Annotated in this window: 11 protein-coding genes and 1 pseudogene; 8 read left to right on the top strand and 4 right to left on the bottom strand. The window is 71.0% G+C overall.

What is annotated here, in order from left to right; translation table 11 throughout:
- Positions 1 to 451 precede the first annotated feature (451 nt).
- The 6 genes from ACFWTC_RS19990 (at position 452) to ACFWTC_RS20015 (ending at position 10,215) form a co-directional block, all read left to right on the top strand.
- Positions 452 to 2,014, top strand: a complete 1,563-nt coding sequence (locus tag ACFWTC_RS19990) for a TIGR02677 family protein (RefSeq protein WP_384027781.1) — start codon at positions 452 to 454, stop codon at positions 2,012 to 2,014.
- Complete coding sequence (locus tag ACFWTC_RS19995) at positions 2,011 to 3,249, top strand: TIGR02678 family protein (protein WP_384027782.1); 1,239 nt, start codon at positions 2,011 to 2,013, stop codon at positions 3,247 to 3,249. The genes ACFWTC_RS19990 and ACFWTC_RS19995 overlap by 4 nt, the downstream gene beginning before the upstream one ends.
- Positions 3,246 to 7,373, top strand: coding sequence for a TIGR02680 family protein (locus tag ACFWTC_RS20000; RefSeq protein WP_384027783.1), 4,128 nt, complete (start codon positions 3,246 to 3,248; stop codon positions 7,371 to 7,373). The genes ACFWTC_RS19995 and ACFWTC_RS20000 overlap by 4 nt, the downstream gene beginning before the upstream one ends.
- On the top strand, positions 7,364 to 8,605 hold the full coding sequence (locus ACFWTC_RS20005) for a TIGR02679 family protein (RefSeq protein ID WP_384027784.1): 1,242 nt from the start codon (positions 7,364 to 7,366) through the stop codon (positions 8,603 to 8,605). Before ACFWTC_RS20000 ends, ACFWTC_RS20005 begins: the two co-directional genes overlap by 10 nt.
- Before the next feature lie 445 nt (positions 8,606 to 9,050).
- Entirely contained in the window at positions 9,051 to 9,746 is a 696-nt protein-coding gene (locus ACFWTC_RS20010) for a class I SAM-dependent DNA methyltransferase (RefSeq protein WP_384074279.1), read from the top strand.
- Positions 9,673 to 10,215: a hypothetical protein gene (locus tag ACFWTC_RS20015; protein WP_384027786.1), complete on the top strand. Its 543-nt coding sequence runs from the start codon at positions 9,673 to 9,675 to the stop codon at positions 10,213 to 10,215. The genes ACFWTC_RS20010 and ACFWTC_RS20015 overlap by 74 nt, the downstream gene beginning before the upstream one ends.
- A gap of 35 nt (positions 10,216 to 10,250) precedes the next feature.
- Here the strand turns inward: ACFWTC_RS20015 and ACFWTC_RS20020 are convergent.
- The 3 genes and pseudogenes from ACFWTC_RS20020 to ACFWTC_RS20030 form a co-directional block, all read right to left on the bottom strand.
- A pseudogene (locus ACFWTC_RS20020) lies at positions 10,251 to 11,356 on the bottom strand (3'-5' exonuclease); the annotation flags it as partial.
- Positions 11,357 to 11,393: 37 nt separating this feature from the next.
- On the bottom strand, positions 11,394 to 12,611 hold the full coding sequence (locus tag ACFWTC_RS20025; RefSeq protein ID WP_384027787.1) for an McrC family protein: 1,218 nt from the start codon (positions 12,609 to 12,611) through the stop codon (positions 11,394 to 11,396).
- Complete coding sequence (locus ACFWTC_RS20030; protein WP_384027788.1) at positions 12,608 to 14,446, bottom strand: DUF4357 domain-containing protein; 1,839 nt, start codon at positions 14,444 to 14,446, stop codon at positions 12,608 to 12,610. Before ACFWTC_RS20030 ends, ACFWTC_RS20025 begins: the two co-directional genes overlap by 4 nt.
- Before the next feature lie 732 nt (positions 14,447 to 15,178).
- Here ACFWTC_RS20030 and ACFWTC_RS20035 point away from each other — a divergent pair.
- A complete protein-coding gene (locus tag ACFWTC_RS20035) occupies positions 15,179 to 17,437 on the top strand; it encodes a DUF2786 domain-containing protein (protein WP_384027789.1) in 2,259 nt (752 codons plus the stop codon).
- Positions 17,438 to 17,635: 198 nt separating this feature from the next.
- Here the strand turns inward: ACFWTC_RS20035 and ACFWTC_RS20040 are convergent, their stop codons facing one another.
- A complete protein-coding gene (locus tag ACFWTC_RS20040; protein ID WP_383922526.1) occupies positions 17,636 to 18,085 on the bottom strand; it encodes an Lrp/AsnC family transcriptional regulator in 450 nt (149 codons plus the stop codon).
- Between the two features lie 135 nt (positions 18,086 to 18,220).
- Between ACFWTC_RS20040 and ACFWTC_RS20045 the strand changes: the two genes are divergently transcribed.
- The gene (locus ACFWTC_RS20045; RefSeq protein WP_383922529.1) at positions 18,221 to 19,222 is read left to right on the top strand and encodes an asparaginase; all 1,002 of its coding nucleotides are present in this window, start codon (positions 18,221 to 18,223) and stop codon (positions 19,220 to 19,222) included.
- Positions 19,223 to 19,319 lie beyond the last annotated feature (97 nt).

The raw sequence follows: 19,319 nt of genomic DNA on the forward strand, positions 1-19,319 counted from the left end.
CAAGAGATGCGGCAGGGACGGAAGGAGCCGACTTCTGCGCTTGCGTCGTGGATCTGCGCTGCGGTTGAGCGGGCGGGTGCGTTCCCTGCGCCAGACAGTGCTGGCCCGCGCCGGTACATCGTGGCGCTCCACCGCCCCCGATGCCTGACCACCTTCTCAGCAGCCCGCGATGCTGTAGAGCCTGACAACTGGTCTTGTAAGAGCTGTCTTCCCACACGCCATCAGGGCGCCCCCGCCCGACCCAGTGCAGTACCGCCAGCCGTTCGTCAGTTGCTGCTTCACATGAACCTCCGTCCGGGTCGATCGGGCAATTTCGCATGTTGCCAGCCACGGCCCGCGATCTCCCGGAGTCCGGTGAAACAGAGGCATGCGAGATCGCATTGTGGTGTAAATCAGCCAAGTGCTTTGGTCTCTGTCTGCGACTCTGTCCGCTGCGGGACAATGGTCTGCGATGACCGTCACCACCACCGCACCGGAACCACGACCGGACGGATACAGCCCCTTCGCTCACCTCACTGTTCAGAACACGGCTCTCTACCGTCAGGTGATGCGGGGATTCGTGATCGCCAAAGAGCGGTTCGCGGTGCACCTTCGTCCCGAGGACGTGCATGCCACCCTGCCGGCCGGGACGCGACCCGCTGAGCTGGACGTCGTGGTCAAGGCGCTGGACAGCCTTGTCGGCTGGGGCAATCTCCGCGCTGACCCCGACACCGCCCGCGTTACCGCTGTCGAGGACTTCTACCGGAAGCGGTTCGTCTACCAGCTCACCCAGGCCGGAGAAGCTGCCGAGGAGGCGCTGGGCGTCTATGACGAGGCGCTCGGGCGGCGCGGCTCGCTGCAGGCCGTCGCCCTGCACGACATCGTTACCCAGTTGAGGGCCCTCCTCGTGCTGGCAGTCGAGGAACAGCCGGATCAGGCCAAAACTCATCTGGCACTTGACGCGCTGGCGAGTCGGTTCACCGCTCTTGCCGACAACGCCCGCGCCTTCATGGGGTCCTTGCAGCGGACCATCGACCTCCACGACGTCGAAGAGGACGTCTTCCTCGCCTACAAGGACCGCCTCATCCAATACCTGGAGCGGTTCATCCAGGATTTGATCACTCTTGGCGGGCGCATCGCCCGCTTGATCCTGGAGCTGGAAGACACCGGGAGCATCGAACCCCTACTGCGGGCTGCAGCGGCCCGTGAGGCGGCCGACGCCTCGCCTGAGGAGACCGAGCACGCCGAGTGGGCGGCTTACCAGCGCTGGTCCGGGCGTTGGACCGGCCTCGCCGCTTGGTTCATCAGCCGGGAGGGGCGCGAGTCGCAGGCCAGGCTGCTGCGCGGCAGGGCCCTCGGCGCGATTCCCCAGCTCCTGGCCGTCGTACGGTCGCTGAACGAGCGCAGGGCCGGGCGCTCCGACCGGTCTGCCGACTTCCGAACCCTCGCCCGCTGGTTCGCCGAGGCCCCGGACGACGACGCCCGGCACCGGCTGTGGCGCACCGCCTTCGGGCTGCACCCCGCACGACACCTCACCGTCGACGCAGAGACGCTGGCCGCCCGCGCAGCGCTGCCGGTACCCGCAGCCACTCCGTGGGCCGAGGCCGAGCCGCTGCGGATCAGCCCCCAGCTGCGTCGTACCGGCAGTTATGAGCGGCGCGGCAAGCCTCGCAAGGTGGAGGACCGTGAGGAGCCGCGCCGCAGACTCGCCGAGGCGGCCGCCAAGCAGGCGGCCGAGACCGCGGCGGCACGAGCTCGGCTCGTCACCGACGGGATCACCCGACTTTCCGGTCTCGGTGAACTCGACCCGGTCTCTTTCGGGCTCTTCCTCCAATTGCTCGGCGACGCGCTCGCCACCTGGCGGCCCGGTATGCGGCACACCGTGGTCACCAGCAACGACGGTTCCATGGAAATCCGGCTCAGCGCGCTCGCCGACGGCGGCACGGCGGAGATCCGGACGGCCTGCGGAGTTTTCCGTGGTCCCGACCACCTCATCGAGATCATCGACCTGACGGACGGGGCTGGTGTCCGATGAACAGCACTCCGCTCGCAGAGGTGCTCGACGGCCAGCACGCGGCCGACCTCCGCAAGGCTGCTCGCGCCCTGCTCAAGCAGCCTCTCCTGCTCGCCCGTGGCCGGTACGCCGACGAGTTCCGCCTTGTCCGTCGGCATGCCTCCGAACTGCGCGAATGGTTCGACCGCAATACCGGCTGGTCCCTCCAGACGGACGCCGAGGTCGCCCGCCTGCGGAAAATACCCGGCGTGCTCACCGACCCCACGCACCCCGCGCGCGAGGCGACCCGCGCGGCCGCCCCCTTCACGCGGCGTCGCTACGTGCTGCTCTGCCTCGCCCTCGGAGCCCTCGAACGCGGCGAGGCCCAGATCGCGCTCGGCCGCCTCGCCGGCCAGGTCGTCCTCGACGCCGCAGACCCGCAGCTCGTCCGGGCGGGCATCCAGTTCACCTTGGACCGCCGGGACGAGCGCCTCGACCTCGCCGCCGTCGTACGGCTCCTCCTCGGGCTCGGCGTGCTGCGGCGCGTGGCCGGCGACGAGGAGGCGTACGTCAGCGGAGCCGGCGATGTCCTGTACGACGTGGAACGGCGGGTCCTGGCCGGGCTGCTCGCCGCGCGCCGCGGGCCCTCCACCGTGCACGCCGAGGCCCTCGCGGACCGCCTCGCCGAACTCGTCGCCGAGACCGCTCTGGACAGCGACGAACTGCGCTTCCGCGCGATGCGGCGCTCGCTGACCCGCAGGCTCCTGGACGACCCGGTCCTTTACTACGACGAACTGAGCGATGCCGAGCTCGGGTACCTCACACGGCAGCGAGGATTCCTCACGGCCCGCATCACGGAGCTGACCGGACTGGTCCCGGAGGTGCGCGCCGAAGGCATCGCGATGGTCGACCCGGACGACGACCTCACCGATGTCCGGATGCCCGAACAGGGAACCCACGGTCACGTCACGCTGCTGCTCGCCGAGCACCTGGCCGCCGCCGGCGGCCCTGTCGCCACCGGTCGGCTGGCGCTCCGAGTCGGTGAACTCGCCGCCGAGCATGGCGGGTTCTGGGCCAAGTCGGCGCGGGAGCCAGGCATGGAAGCCGAACTCGTAGAACAGGCCGTCGCCCGGCTCGCCGCACTCGGGCTGGTCTCCCGTTCGGCCCAAGGCGTGGCGCCGCGCCCGGCCCTCGCCCGGTACGCCGTCGGCGAGACCGTCGTACTCGAACCAGGCACCGTACGCATGCCCGCGCAGCGAAAGGCCAGCAAGCCGTGACCCGCCTCCCCGATCCTCTGCGCTCCCGGTGGCAGCCTCTGCGCATTGGCCTCGTCGACCTCTTTCACTACGACGTCGAGGAGTTCCACTTCAAGGACGGGCGCCTGCTCCTGCGCGGGAACAACGGCACCGGCAAGTCCAAGGTGCTCGCCCTGACGCTGCCCTTCCTACTCGACGGGGACCTCAGCTCACGCCGGGTCGAACCCGACGGAGACCCGGGCAAGCGGATGGAGTGGAACTTGCTCCTCGGCGGCGAGCATCCGCACTCCGAGCGGCTCGGCTACACCTGGATCGAGTTCGGCAGGCTGGACGAGACCAGCGGCGAGCAGCATTTCCGTACGCTGCTCTGCGGACTCAAAGCAGTTAGCGGGCGGGGAATCGCACGCCATTGGTACGCGCTCACCAGCCAGCGCGTCGATCATGGCTCCGCGGCCGCCGACGTGATGTCCCTCAGCCTGCTGGACGCCACCGGCACGGCCCTGTCCAGGGACCGGCTCGCCGAGGCCGTCGCAGGGCACGGCATGGTGTACGACCAGGCCAAGACCTATCGCAGGGCGGTCGACGAGGCGCTCTTCGGACTCGGCGAGCAGCGGTACGGCGCTCTGGTCGACTTGCTCATCCAGCTGCGCCAGCCTCAGCTGTCAAAGCGCCCGAACGAGGCAGCGCTGTCCCGAGCCCTCACCGAGGCACTGCCGCCCATGGACCAGGCGGTCATCGCGGACGTGGCCGAGGCCTTCCGCTCCCTGGACGAGGAGAAGGAGGAACTGGCGGCCGCCTCCGCCGCCGAGCGGGCCGCCACAGCCTTCCTGGACCACTACCGGCGCTACGCCAGAATCGCCACCCGCCGGCGCGCACGCCTCCCGCGCGGCGAGCACTCCCGCTACGAGCACCTTCAGCGGGACCTCGCCGAGGCACAGGCAGAGCAGACCCGTGCCCGGGAGGCGCGGGCGACGGCGGAGGAACGGATCGCCGCCCTGGACGAAACCCAGGCACGCCTGCGGGCCCAGGACGCGGCCCTGCGCGAGGGTCCCGAGATGCGCAGCGCTCGGGAGCTGGAGCAGGCGGCCAAGGAGGCCGAGCGGACCCACCGCGCCCACAACCGCGCCCGGGACGACCGGGACCAGGCGGCAGGCCTGCACAACAAGGCGCTCGGACGGCTCGGGGCGGCCGAGAATCGGCTGCGCGCCGCCGGCCGGCTGGCCGAGGACACCTTCCGCACGGCGCGTGAGGCGGCCGCCGCCGCACGGATCGACCTGCCCGGGGACGACGGGTTGCCGGAGTCCGAACTGCGGCGCGCGACCGAGCAGTCGACGGACCGCGGAAATCGTGCGCTCGTCCACGCGGAGGACCTCGCGGACACGGCTGAGAGGGCGGCCGAGGGCCGACGGCAGGCATCCGTCCGTCTCGACGAGGCGGATACCGACCTCGACCAGACCACTGCGGCGCAGGGCGGAGCGGAGGAAGCAGCAGCACGGGCGGGGCAGGCCCTGCTGGACGACGTACGAGAACACGCGCGCACCTGGACCGAACTGGCCTGCCCTGACCTGGCCGGCCTGCTCGATGAACTCCAGGAGTGGACGCTGCACCTCGACGGGCCCTATCCGGCCCGTGTGCACGCCGCACGAGCCCACAGCGCGGCCTCGGCGCAACTGGCCGACGAGGCAGCCGAAGCGGCGCGCCGGGCGACGGAGCTGGCCGTACGCATCGGCCGGGGCCGCGAGGAGATCGTCGCGCTGGAGGCAGGTGGCCGACGAGGCCCTCAGGCCCCGCTCACCCGCACGCCCGGCCTGCGCGAGCAGCTTTCCGGAGCACCGCTGTGGCGGCTGGTGGACTTCCACGACGGACTCCCGGAACACGAACGCGCCGGACTGGAGGCGGCATTGGAAGCCTCCGGACTGCTGGATGCCTGGGTGCTCCCCGACGGATCCGTCCTCGCTGTGGACGGGCACGACGTACTCCTCGCCCCGACGACCGGGCCGGTGGCCGGGCCCTCGCTCGGCGGGCTGCTGCGCCCGGCCGGGGACGGCGGCGACGCGCAGGCCGCGGCGGTGGGCGATGACACGGTGGCACGGTTGCTCGCCGCCATCGGCACGGGAGGGGATGGTGGAGCCGGCACCTGGGCGGGGGTGGACGGGCGCTTCCGCGTCGGCACCCTCACCGGCCGCTGGGCCAAGCCGGCTGCCGAGTACGTCGGCGAAGGGGCACGGGAGGCTGCGCGGCGGTCCCGTATCGCTGCCCTTCGTACGGAACTCGACCTGCTGCAGCAGGAGTCGGACAAAGCGGTGGCGCAGTCCGAGGCGGTGGCCGCGCGACGCGCCACCATCGACGCCGAGTTGGCCGGCGTACCCGACGAGAGCCCCCTGAGCCGGGCGTACGCGCAGGTGACCGCCGCCGCGGAGTCGGTGGGCCGGGCTCGCCTGCGACGCGAGGAGCGCGCCGCCGACCTCTTGGAGGCGGCCGAACGGGCCGAACAGGCCGCCATGGAACTCACCGAGACCGCAGGTGAACTGGGGCTGCCCGCCCACCGGTCTGGCCTTGCCGAGGTACGGCAGGCCCACGGCTCCCTCGCCGTAACCTTGGCCACCCTGTGGCCGGCGCTGCGCGAACGCGGCGAGGCGGCCCGCCAGGCGGCGGAGGAACGCGCTGAGGCCGGGCAGGCGGGGGAGCGGACCGCCGAACTCACTCTGCGCGCCGACGAAGCCGGGCGCGAGGTCGTGGCAGCGGACGAGCGCCACACCACGCTGCGCTCCACCGTCGGCGCGGCCGTGGCCGAACTCGAACGACGGCTCACCGAGACCGCCGAAGCCCTGCGCGCCTGTGACGCGGACCAGAAGTTCACCCACAAGCGCCATGCCGAGGCGGACCGGGCGGCGAGCAAGGCCGAAGGCCGTATCGAGCAGCTGGAGAAGGGCCTCGTGGAAGCGGCCGAGGCGCGGGCGGAGGCCATCGCGGGGCTCCAGCGGTTCACGGCTACCGGCTTGATCACGGTTGCCCTCCCGGACCTTCCGCTGCCGACCGCGGGTGACGGCCCGTGGGCCGCCACCCCGGCGATCGTGCTCGCCCGCGCCATCGAGTCCGGGCTGGCGTCCGTCGATGACTCGGACGGCGCCTGGGAGCGCGTACAGCGTCGGCTGAGCGAGGAATTCAAGACCCTGCAGGACACTCTGTCCCGGCACGGGCACACCGCCTCTGCCCGGATGGTGGAGGACGGCATGGTCGTCGACATCGTCTATCAAGGCCGTGAGCGTGCCGTACCCGAACTTGCCGAGGCACTCACCGCCGAGGTTGGCGAACTCACCCGCATCCTGTCAGCCCGTGAACGGGAGATCCTGGAAACCCATCTGATCACCGAGGTCGCGGGCACCCTCCAGGAACTCATCGGGGCCGCCGAACGGCAGGTGCGCGACATGAACACCGAGCTGGAGGACCGCCCCACCTCCACTGGAATGAAGCTGAGGCTGGTCTGGCGGGCCTCCCGCAGGGCCCCCTCCGGCCTCGCCCCAGCCCGCGAACGGCTGCGTCAGTCCGCCGACGCCTGGACCCCGGAGGACCGGACGGCGGTGGGTGAGTTCCTCCAGACGCAGATCACCCGACAGCAGACGGACGACACGTCCGGCAGTTGGCTCGAACACCTCACTGCCGCGCTCGACTACCGCGCCTGGCACGAATTCGGGGTCGAGCGGCACCAGCACGGCCGCTGGGTCCCGGCCACGGGCCCGGCCTCGGGTGGCGAGCGGGTCCTCGCCGTATCCGTACCGCTGTTCGCCGCAGCCTCCTCGCACTACGCGAGTGCCGGCAGCGCGTACGCGCCCCGCCTGGTCACCCTCGACGAGGCGTTCGCCGGCGTGGACGACGACTCGCGCGCCAAGTGCCTGGGCCTGCTGCACGCGTTCGACCTGGACGTGGTGATGACGAGCGAACGCGAGTGGGCCTGCTACCCGCAGGTCCCCGGCGTCGCCATCGCCCAGCTTTCGCGGATCGACGAGGTGGCGGCGGTACTCGTCACCCGCTGGGAATGGGACGGTGCACGGCGGATCCGCCGGGAGGATCCGGTGCGGTCGGAGGATTCGCATCGGGACCCGCTTGCGGAGACGACCGCCGGACCGGAGCACCTGTGGACCTGACATCCGTCACCGCCCAAGTCGACGAGGCCCGGCTGCGCCGTCTGCTGGGCGCCCCCGCCCTTGACTGGCTGGTCGACCGGGCGCGTCGGCGCCTGGAACGTGAACAGCCTCTCACCAGACCGGTTTCTCTGAGCGCGCCCACGCCGGCGCAGCGGGCATGGGCCGAGCGGCTGCTGGGACGCTCACCTGGGAGCGGGCGCTCCTTGACCGTCCGGCTCGACGAGGTGGACACTGTTCTGCGTCGTTCTGGGATCAGCCCGGACGGCCTGGCGGCCGCCGTGGTAGCGCTCACCGGGCCGATCGTCCTGATCGGCCCGGCTCGGCAGGCCGAGGAACAGGCCTGGCGGGAGGCGTACGCCGTCGTCGACGTCCTCGCGGACCAGAGCCCGGGCCTTGCCGCATGGGCCGACCGGCTTCGCGGCGACGGCCTGGTACGCCGCCTCGCCGGCACACCTGCCGCAGCCCAAAACCTCCTCGGCCACGTCGCCACTGCCCTGAGCGCCCTCCCCGCAGACCCGCCCGTTTCGCTTCCCGCGTTCGCGGCCCGGCTGCTTGGCGGCGCCCACGCCCTGGACGACGGCACCCCCCTGGCCACCCTCACTCTCTCGGGCATCCGAGCCCTGACGGGCTTCGCCGACGGGTCGGGTGCGCAATGGCGCCGGGAGGCGTGGGCATCGGCGGGCCTGCTCCGTGACGAGCTGTCCTCTACGGTCCTCACCCTGAACCTGCGGGGTACGCCCGCCCTGGACTGGATGGCCGATGCAGGGGAGCCGTCCGTTCTGACCCTGAGGCAGCTGATCCGCCGGCCGCCCGCGTCCTGCGCCGCGGCCGTCCGGATCTGCGAGAACCCCGCGGTACTCGCCGCGGCCGCCGACGTGCACGGCCCGCACTCCGCGCCGCTGGTCTGCCTCCAGGGCCAGCCGTCCGCCGCCGCTCTCACCCTGCTGCGCCACCTGCACGAAGGCGGGGCGACACTGCACTACCACGGGGACTTCGACTGGGGCGGACTGCGCATTGCCTCCGCTCTGCTGCGCCGCGTCCCCTGGCAGCCCTGGCGTTACTCGGCCGCCGACTACCGTGCCGCGGCGCTCGCAAACCCGGGAGGCCCGCCCCTCACCGGCCGGCCCGCCGTGTCGCCATGGGATCCGGATCTACCGCGGGTCCTCATGGAACTGGGCATCCGCGTCGAGGAGGAGACGCTGCTCGACGCGCTGCTCACCGACCTCGAATGACGGCTCGCGCGACTCTGCTCGCACGACTGATCGCCCGTTGCTGATCTGTGTACGTCGTCAACGGGTCGTGACTGTCCCCAGTGTGCACTGACGGTATGCGGTGCCTGCATGGCAGACACAGACGCGGCATCGTACGGACCCCTGGTATCGGGATCTGAGATCGCGCGCCTCGTCGGCGTCACGCGCGCAGCCGTCTCCAACTGGCGGCGGCGCTACGAAGACTTTCCCCAGGCCGTTGGTGGTGGAGCGGGCAGTCCTCTGTTCGCGCTGACCGAGGTGCACAGCTGGCTGGAACGGCACCACAAGGGGCAGGACATCTCAAGCGAGGTCAGGCTATGGCAGGCGCTGCGGGCTTCCTACGGCGACGCCACGGTCACTGGTCTGGCAGACGTCGCCCGGCATCTGGCTGCCGTCGATGCCACAACGGTTGCTAGCCGGCGCCACCGTGTTCGACCCCGCGTGCGGAATCGGTTCCCTGCTGCGCGCCGTCGGGCCGGAGCAGGGGCTGATCCGGATCGGGCAGGAGACCGACCCGGACAGTGCAGCGCTGGCGCAGCTCCGCGCGGAGCTCACCGGCCGCACAAACGTCACTGCTGTTGTCGGGGACTCCCTGCGCGCGGACCAGTGGCCGAAATTGCAGGCCGACATCGTCGTGTGCGACCCGCCGGTGGGCGTCACGGAGTGGGGGCGTGAGTCACTGCTCCTCGACTCCCGGTGGGAACTGGGTACGCCTCCCCGGGCGGAAGGCGAACTGGCCTGGCTGCAGCACGCCTACGCACACACCGCGCCCGGCGGCCGGGTCCTCGTGGTCATGCCGGCGTCGGTCGCCTACAGCAAGGCGGGCCGCCGTATCCGTGCCGAACTCGTCCGGCGCGGGCTGCTGACCCAGATCGTCGCTCTGCCGGTTGGCGTCGCGGCGTCCCATGCCCTGCCCATTCACTTGTGGCTTCTCAGGCGCCCCGGCACGCCGCAGGATGCAGTGACCACCGTACGGCTCGTCGACCTGACGGCGAATGGCCCCGCGCCCCGACACGGCATTCGACCCAGGACCGACCCGAGTCGCCGACGTGCCGCTGATCGAGTTGCTGGACGACACCGTCGATCTCACCCCCGGGCGCCACACCAGCGCCTCGCACCGTGACTACCGCGCCGAGTACGCCGCACTGCGCGAGCAACTGGAGGCGGAGCTGGACAATCTCGGCGCCGTGCTGCCCGATCTGGCTTCGGAGAAGGGGCCCGGGTCCTTGGACGGCCCGATGGTGAGCGTTGCCGAACTGGCACGGGCCGGCCTCGTCGAGTACGGCGACCCGGAGCCGGCGTCGGCAAGTGAACAGCTCGACACCGACTACCTCCGCGGGTTTCTGCGCAGTACGGCGAGCGTCCGGCGGTCCACGAGCGTCGGCGGGACCTTCCGGGCCGACGGCCGCGGAGCGCGTATCCCCCAGCTGGCCATTGAGGAACAGCGTTGCTACGGACGGGCCTTCCGTGCGATCCAGGAGTTCGAGGAGTGCATGGGGGCCGTGGCGGGGCTGAGCCGGAAAGCCGCTGCGCTGGCACGTGATTGCCTTGGGAACGGTGCACTGGCGCCGACCGCCGACGACCATTCCTGAGGCAGCCGGGCGCCACCCGTGTGGCGAGGCAGGGCTTACCGGCCGGTCGGCTCCGGCACGAAGGAGCTCGGCCGACCGCTCCAGGACACCTGCAGTGCCTCGCGCCCGGGTGACCGCGACGAACAGCAGACACCGCTCACGCAGCAGGTCGGAGTCGTGCTGGAGCGCATCCACCTCGGCGGGTGTGACCTCGCGGGCGAAGGGCAGGGCGCTGGCCGTCACCCCGAGGACCGCCACACAACGGAACTCCAGACCCTTCATGGAGTGCATGGTCACCAACCGGACCCCATCCGCGTCGGCCCGCGGGTTGTCCCGGACGCGGACCACTGGAACCCCGGCGGCCGACAGCCTGTCGTACGCCTTGTCGAGCTGCAGGTTGAAGCGGGCGCAGACACCGATCTCGGAGGGGGCGGACACCCTGCGCGACCCACTCCTCCATCCGGTCGACGAGTGTCGAGATCTCCGCCTGCTCGCTGCCGTGGCTCTGGACGCGGGGCCGGCGGCCGTGCAGCAGTGAGCGGTAGCCCGCCAGGCTGTCCGTTCCCTCGCCGCCCAGAGCGGTGACCGACACCGGGGCGAGGATGCCGGTCGACCATGTCAGGATCTCTTCCGTGCTCCGGTAGTTGATGCGCAGCCGACTCGTACGCCCGGTCACCGAGATGCCCAGGGAACCGAGGGAGACCTTCGAGTCGTAGATCCGCTGGTGCGGGTCGCCGGTGATGAACAGATCGTCGGCTCCAGGAGCGACCGCGCCGCGCAGGACCCGCCACTGGGCGGGGTGAAGATCCTGTGCCTCGTCGACCACGACGTGGTCGTAGCGGAAGCCGGTCGTCGCCGGGATCTGGGCAGCCTTCGTGCAGACCTGGAGGTGCGTCGTCTGGGCGGAGCCGCGCAGCAACGACTCGAACAGCACGACGGCGGGCCAGAGCCGCTCTCGTTGAGCAGCGGACAGCGAACTGCCGCGCCCGCGGCGGTTCGCGGTGCGGTAGCTGTCCGGATCGCGGATGTCCTGAGCAAGGACGACGTGCCGGTACTCCTGCGCGAGGAACTGCTCCGTCCAGATCAGGCCGAGCCGCTTTGCGACACGCTGCCACAGCTGCAGCTCCTGCTGGTCGCCGACGGGGGAAGGCGCCCCGCCGCCGAGAACTCCCCACCCTGGACGTGCACTCCGCCGTCGATCATAGGGGCAGGCCAGCGGACATCTGCCGGGTTACGGCCGAGATGTCCGCCAGCAGCCCCGCGGGACCCTGGTCGAGGTCCAGCGCGTGCTGGTGGATGACGATGCCGGCGTGCCGCACCCGGTGGGCAGCGTGCGGGGCATTGCCCTTCGCGTAAATGAGGTGCCCGTCGGGGAGCCCGAGCGCCGTGCAGTAGGCGAGCATCTGGTACAGATCCGTGTCCGGGTATCCGTCCCGCTTCTGCGCCTTGTATTTGGCATCGGCCACCGCCAGTGGGGAGGTGCCCGGCCCGTAGAGCACGAAGTCCGGCCGCATCCGGATCGCGGCGGCCTCATCGAGGTGGTGGGAGTCCTGGAGCCGCCCTGTCAAGGTGGTTCCACGCAGGGCCTCGCGCAGGGCGACGGTCACGAAGTCCTCGAAGAGCTTGTTCATGTCGAACAGGAATCCGTCGATGCGTACGGCGCCGACCGTGTGTTCCGCTGAGGCGCCGTCCAGGACGATCCCGGACAGATGGAGCGCCTGGTGGTAGCGGGCGTTGAGCCGGGTGGGGTGCCAGGCCGGACGCGGCTGGCCGCGGACCAGGGGTGTGACATCGACGAGCCGGGCACGCTGGTGGAGCAGCCTTCGGCGCACCTCGCGGGGTACGCCAGGCAGCCGCAGGAGCCGCTCCACAGCCGCCCGCAGGATGCGGTTCTCCGCGATGTCGGTGGTGAACTCGTCGTACGTCACCTCGACGGGCAGCATTGCCCCGAACCGGCGCCGTATCTGCTCGGCCTCCCGCAGTCGACCGCGCACGACGAGAGAGCTCTCTTCGGTCGTCCGGTATCCCTGCAACAGCCCTTGCCGCAGCGACCGGTCGATCTGCCGCTCTACGGAGTGGGCGAGCGCGGGCAGCAGATCGCGGTGCTCGGCCACCTCCACCGGCCCGTCGCGCCAGCCGCCGAGCGGATCGAGACTGTAGCCGAGCACGAAGAAGAGTCGGGCGATGGGCACTTTGGGTGTGATCCGGAGGGTGATCCGCTCGCCGCTGCCCGGTGCCTCGACGGCCACGGCCCCGACCTTGCTGCCGGCCCGCAGCAGCCAGCGTCCCGGGGTGTACGGGTCCGGGGAAGCGTCGACGATCTTCGAGGCGGCCAGTGCGCGTCCCACAACATCGGGCAGCAGGTGACCGGTGGCCTGGGCGTGCTCGACCAGGTCGACGATCGGTGTCGGGGTCACGCCGGCGGCTCCGGCAGTACGTAGTAGAGGGACGCGCGCAGGGCGGCGATTCCGTACCGCTTCTCGATGTCGACGCCCTCGCCGTAGTGGTGCTCCTCCAGCAACGGAAGGATCTTCGTCCGCCAGGTCCGCTCCAGACCGCCGTCCCGGTAGACACCCTTCTTCATCAGGTACGAGGGGCCGATCCGGAAGTCCGGGTCGTCGATACGGGAGTTCAACTCCTCCAGGAGGTCGGCAGGCAAGGAATCCTTGCCCTGGGAGGCGAGCCACCGGCGCAGCAGGCCGCTGGTCGGCTCCGTGCGCGGGGAGAGCTCCACGAAGGCGAAGCGGCGCCGCATGGCCGCGTCCACAAGTGCGATGGACCGGTCGGCCGTGTTCATCGTGCCGATCACGAACAGGTTCGGGGGCAGCGCGAAATCATCGCCGGAGTAGGTCAGGCGTACCGACTTGTTCCGGTACTCGAGGAGGAAGTACAGCTCGCCGAAGACCTTGGCCAGGTTGGCCCGGTTGATCTCGTCGATGATCAGGAAGTGCGGGATATGCCGGTTGCCCTCGCGCGACGCGAGATCGGCCAGCTCTCGCAGAGGCCCGGCCGTCAGCCGGAAGGCCACCTGGCGCGTCTCGGGGTCCTCCTGGGGCCGGAACCCCTCGAAGAAGTCCTCGTAGGCGTACGAGGGGTGGAACTGCACCAGCTTGACCTGCTCGGGACCGCCTCCGAGGAACTCCGCCAGCTGGAGCGCGAGATACGTCTTGCCCGTACCGGGCGGCCCGTACAGCACCAGCTGCCGGTCGTCCCACAGGAGATCGCGCACCTCGCGCAGCCAGTCCGCGTCGTGTACGAGCAGCCGCTCCGCCAGCTCCACCGTCGGGACGGGCAGCTCCAGCTCCCGCCGTGCGGTGATGGAGGGGATCTCCACGCTCGGATCCCGCTCTATGGCCTCGGCCTCGTCGGTCAGCTCCTCATCCGTCCTGCCGAGCCCTTCGAGCAGTCCCTGGACGGCAGTGAGGTCCACGATGTCGTGCTGCACGGACAGCTTCTGCTGGAGCGCCTCGGGCAGCTCGTCGTATTCGTAGCCCGCACCCTGCCACTCGACGGGCCGCCGCAGATTCGACCGCCCGTCTTCGGACTCCGTCTGTTCGACATTGCCTGTGATCTCGCCGACGTGCAGCTGACCACCCGAAATCGTGCACACGGTGTCACCCGGCTTCATGCGCGACAGGAACGCATGAAGCTCCTCCACCAGCTGGAGCTTCTGGTTGTACGTCGCGGTGGACTCGTAGTCCTCGTCCACCAGTCTGCGCAAGTGATCCTTGCTCACTCCCTGCTCCACCCCTTGGCGGAGGCGGGCGGCGGCCAGGGTAACGCGTCCCTCGGGCAGCCAGAGCCGGCGTACGAGGTCCATCCCGGAGACGTTGGATCCGCGGATCAACCAGGCACGGTTGGGGCCGGACCAGACGCCCGTCATGAAGTCCGACAGCGGTGCGCCCTCCTCGGTCCGCCACTCCACCCACCCGTTGCGCGGCGCACCTACGAGCAGCTCGGCGGCGAAGGAAGGTGATCCGCACACCACGTCCTCGGTCAGTTGCAGCCAGCCGGGCCAGCGGAGGGATGTCGCGAGCACGCCCTTGGCCTTCAGTTCCTCCCGCCGGATGAACTGTCCGCTGAAATGCTTCGCGAACGACGGCATGGTGTGAGCGCGAGCTGGGGATCCGGCACGCAGGAGAAACTTGCGGCTGCCGTTCGTCCCGGTCTCGGCGAGCAACACCCCCCTGGCACGTGGGATCTCACCCCCGTTGGGGAGCCGCAACTGGAACTCCGGCTGGTCTTCGGTCATCGGTGCCCTCGCTCGCCTGGGAGACGGATCATGCACGGGAAGGGTAGGGGGCGGCTCTGACACGCGGACGGGGGCGGTGGCTTCGTCCTACCCGGTTCCGATGACCCCTGCCACCCGGAACCGGCCCCGACCTGTCCCGCCCGGGCCTCGTCATCGTCCACCGAGCGAGCGCCAAGGGACTGAGCTTCGAGGCCGTGGCCGTCCCTGCTATGGAAGTGGATGAGGCGTGGACCCTACCTCGACGGATCTGCGCACGACGTATCACGTGCTGTCCACCCACGCCCGTCACGAGCTCCACCTGGGGTTCGCGGGAGGGGAGGAGTCGGGGATCTTGGCAGGTACTCCTCATGACGTCCTGGTCCGTGGGTGAATGGCTGTGGCCGAACCTTTTCCTCATGACGCACCGCGTGGGGGTGTTTGGGCTCTGCCCCTGGTCACCAATTGCCTTTGCCTTGTGCCGCGACCAGTGGGGCGGGCTCTGCCCGTGCGGCGGGAGCTGGCAGGCAGGTTCGGGCGTGGTGCGTGGGGTGTGTGGTTCGTTGACGTGGCCGGGCGGCGGCGGGATGTGGTTGTGGGTTGGGCGGGGTGGTCGGCGCGTTCCTTAGGATGCGGAGGTGGACGAACTGGGGAGGGGGCCTCGTGGCGGCTGGTGATATCCGTGGGGTGCCGGAGCGGGAGTTTCGGCAGGATCGTGCGGACTGGTTGGGGGGTCGGGTCGAGCTCCTTGCTGGTGTGCTCGAGGACGTCGGGCCCCTCCTGTACAAGTTGCTTCCGGCCGATTTCGGTGAGGAACGGCTGGTGGCGGCGGTGACCGTCGCGCGGTTGGCGGCGGACGAGGCGCGGGCCCAGTCGGTCGCCGAGAGTGTCGGCTGGCTGGAGCGGCTGATTCCCGGTGGGGAGTTCGAGGACCTGGAGGGGCCGGTGCGCGAGCTCCGATCCGCCCTCGCGTCCTACGGGGAGCCCGCGCTCTGGTCGTGGAACGCGCCCCACTGGGAGTCGATGCTGCTGTGGCAGTGGCGCCGCGGCCGGCCCCGTTCGGGTGACCCGGTACGGGACGTGGCGGGGTGGCGGGCGCGCTGGGCGGCGGACATCCCGGGAGACGGGGATGCCGACGAACCGGAGCGGGCACCGCGTCGGCACGGGCGGGAGCTGGTCACGCCCGCTGCCTTCTTCGCCGGTGAGCCGGAACCGCTGGGGCTCCTGGCCCGGGCCGTTCTGGCCGGCCCCGAGGTGGCCGAGGCGGTGCAGGACGTCGTACTGCTGCACGGGGAGCACCTGCAGGGGGCCGGCCACCTGGAGTGGCTGACCGAGCAGCAGGTCCGGATCGAACGTCTCGACGCCTGGCGGCGGGAGCAGCAGGCAACCGGATCCGAGGCGACGCGGGCCTTCCTCGGCGAGCTGTCCGAGGCCGGCAAGCGGTACATGTCACTCGTGTTCCAACCGGTGGTCGACGCACTGTCGGGGTGCGAGCGCGCCCTCCTCGCGGACAGCAGGAGCGGGGCGAGCAGGTCCGCGACGGACTACCTGAGCGCATTCCTCGACGCACAGCAGCAGCCGGACGGGGAGGCTTGGGAGGACCGCCGTTTGAGCGCGGGGGTTCAGCGCCTGGCGGAGGAGAACACCGGGCGGGGTGTCGTGACGTGGCGCGGGATGTCCGGCTCGGTACCCGTCTGGTACCACGTCGTCGGCTCCAGGGAGGAGCGGGCCGCGGCCCTGGCCTACTCGGGGCAGCCGGCGCCCTCGGTCGTACGGGTCGAGGCGGGTTCGCAGCCGGCGGGCGAGTTCGCGGGGCTCCTCGACGAACCCTGGGCCGAAGACGCCGAGTGGTACCCGGAACCCGGGATCGGGATCCGGTACGACGGGCAGAGCCCGGGGGACCTCTGCGAGTTGCTGGCCCTGTGCCGGCTCGGGCACGCGAGGCTGGAATTCCTGGTCCCGCAGGCCGAGGGGCGCTTCAAGCGGCTCCGTACCCTCCGCGCCCGGATCCGCACGGACGATGCGGCCTCCTGGCGGCGCTGGGCGTTGGAACGCCTGGCGGACATCGTCCCCGATCCGGAAGACCTCGCCGACGCCCTTGCCGAGGAGCAGGGCATGGGCGGCGGGGACGACCTCGACAACGACTTCGGCCTCGACAACGAAGGGAAGGGCCAGGGTCCGGGGAACGACCGGCCGCGGCCCGACGGTACCGGCCCCTCGCCGGAGCCCCCGGCGGCCGGGCCCACCGCGGCTCGGCGCTCGGCCGGCGCCGGACTGCCCGCCGCGCTGCTCGAAAAGGTCAGGGCGCTCCTGCGGAAGGCGGAGAGCCAGGCCGTCGGCGAAGAGGAAGCTCGCGCCTATCTGGACAAGGCCACCGAGCTCATGGCCAAGTACGGCATCGAGCAGGCGATGCTCGACGACCAGACCGAACGGGGCGGTCCGGTGGACCGGGTCGTCGATCTGCACCCGCCCTACGTCAAGGAAGTGAGACGTCTGCTGGCCTGGATCAGCAGCGAGATGCGGTGCCGGTCGGTGTATCCCGGGGGGAAGAACAACAAGCACCGCGTGCACCTCTTCGGCTTCGAGGCGGACATCCAGGCCTCCGAGGTGCTCTTCTCGAGTCTCCGGCTGCAGATGCTGGACGGGGCGGACCGCGCCGAGCGTCTGCACCGCCCTGCGGGCGAAGACGCCCGCGCGTACAAGCGTTCCTGGATGCTCGGGTTCATCCGCGAGGTCGCGGCACGGGTTGGTGCGGCCCAGCAGGTGGCGCGGACGGCTGCCGAGCGGCAGGCGGGACCCGAGGGCGGGGAGGAACCCGCGAGCGGCCGCAGCGTCGCCTTGGTGCTCGCCGACCGGACGCAGGTGGTCGAGTCGCGCCTTTCGGCCCAGTACCCGACGTTGAAGAAGGCGACTCCGACCACGTTCAAGGGCACCGGCTACCACCAGGGTCTCGTCGACGGTCGCTACGCGGACATCGGTACGCGGGCGTTCGCGGACGTGGACGGGATCGCGTAGACCGGCCTGATCGCGGGTGTGGGCCGGGAGGAGAACCGGCCCACACACACTGTCACGCACCGGGTGCGCCGTCCGCGCCGCCCGCGGTGCCGGTACCCGAACCGTATGCGTGTCCGGGGCCCTGCGCGCGGCTTGTCGTTCGTGTTTCGCCGCGGTAGCCGGGGACCCTGCCGAGCCCCCGTGCGCGCTGCCTGGGCGTCAGACGGGGAGGCCCGTGGGTTCCTTGATGCGTTTCATGATGATCTGGGAGTTGACCTCGGTGATCCCGGAGAGGGCCGTCAGCTGTTCGATCCACAGACGTTCGTACGCGCGCAGGTCCGCCACCGCGATCCGCAGCAGGCAGCCGGGGCTGCCGAAGAGGCGGTACGCCTCGATCACGTCCGGGATGTCCTGGAGGGCCGCCTCGAAGGCCTCGACCGCCTCGCGGTCGCGGCGCACCTCCACCGAGACGAGCACCTCGAACCCACGGCCCACCGCCTCGGGGGAGATCACCGCGCGGTAGCCCTGGATCACGCCGTCCTGTTCGAGCTGGCGCACGCGGCGCATGCAGGGGGAGGGGGTCAGGCCCACCCGCTGGGCGAGCTCCTGGTTGCTGAGGCGTCCGTCGGCCTGGAGCTCGCGCAAGATATCTCGGTCAATGGCATCCATCACGCAATTATCACGCACCGTGTGTGACAGGAGGGGTGAAAGAAGCAATCGCCTTGCGCGTAGATCTCTCTATCATTGCTGGTTGCAGTACATCTGTACGAGCCACGCACGCGTGAGGGAAGGACGGCCACGGCCATGGGACGGATCGTCGTCATCAGCACCGGCGGGACGATAGCCAGCCGCTGGCAGGGCTCCGGTTTCGCCGCGGACGCCGACGGGAGCGAGGTCGTCGCCACCGCGCCGCTCCCCGAGGGCGTCACCGTCGAGCTCGTGGACCTGTTCAGCGTGAACAGCCCCCGGCTCACCACCGCCCACCAGCTCACCCTGCTGCGCACCGTGCACGAGGTGCTCGCCGACCCGGGGGTCGACGGGATCGTCGTCACGCACGGCACCGACACCCTGGAGGAGTCGGCGTTCCTCGTCGACCTCCACCACCACGACGAGCGGTCCGTGGTCTTCACCGGCTCGCAGCGCCCCATGGGCACCGCCGACGGGGACGGCCCCGGGAACCTGTACGACGCGCTCCTGACCGCCGCGACCACGCGCGGGCTCGGCGTGCTGATCGCCTTCGCGGGCCGGCTGCACGCGGCCCGGGGCACCGTGAAGACGCAGGCCGTGGCCCTGGACGCGTTCGCCGACCCCTCGGCCGAGCTGTTCGGGAAGGTCGGCTTCGGGAAGGTCACCGCGCTGCGTCCGCCGCAGCGGTCCGTCCCGCTGCCGCTGCCCGCGATGCCGGAGGTGCCGCCGCGGGTCGACATGGTCATGCACCACGCCGACGGCGACCCGGTCCTGCTGAACGCGGCCGTCGACGCCGGGGCGCAGGGGATCGTCCTGGTCGGGACCGGCGCGGGCAACGCGACGCCGGAGATCGTCCACGCGGTGAAGGCCGCCATCGGGCGCGGGGTGCTGGTCGCGCTGACCACGCGGGTCGCGGCCGGGCCGGTCACCGAGATCTACACGCACGGCGGGGCCGTGGACCTGGTCGCCGCGGGCGCCGTGCCGACCGGGACGCTGCGGGCGGGGCAGGCGCGGATCGCGGTCCTGTCCGCGCTGCTGGGCAGTGGGGATCCCGTGGAGCGGACCGGGCTGCTGCGGCAGGCGCTGGGCTCCGCCGGTTCGGTGCTGGTCGGGGCGTAGCCCTTGCCCTTGCCGGGCCGGGGCCGGGCCTTCGGGGCTCCGCCCCGGACCCCGCGCCTCAAGCGCCGGCGGGGCTGGATTCGGCCCCGCGCATGTC

Source organism: Streptomyces sp. NPDC058619, assembly GCF_042717785.1.
In the GTDB taxonomy this organism is placed as follows: domain Bacteria; phylum Actinomycetota; class Actinomycetes; order Streptomycetales; family Streptomycetaceae; genus Streptomyces.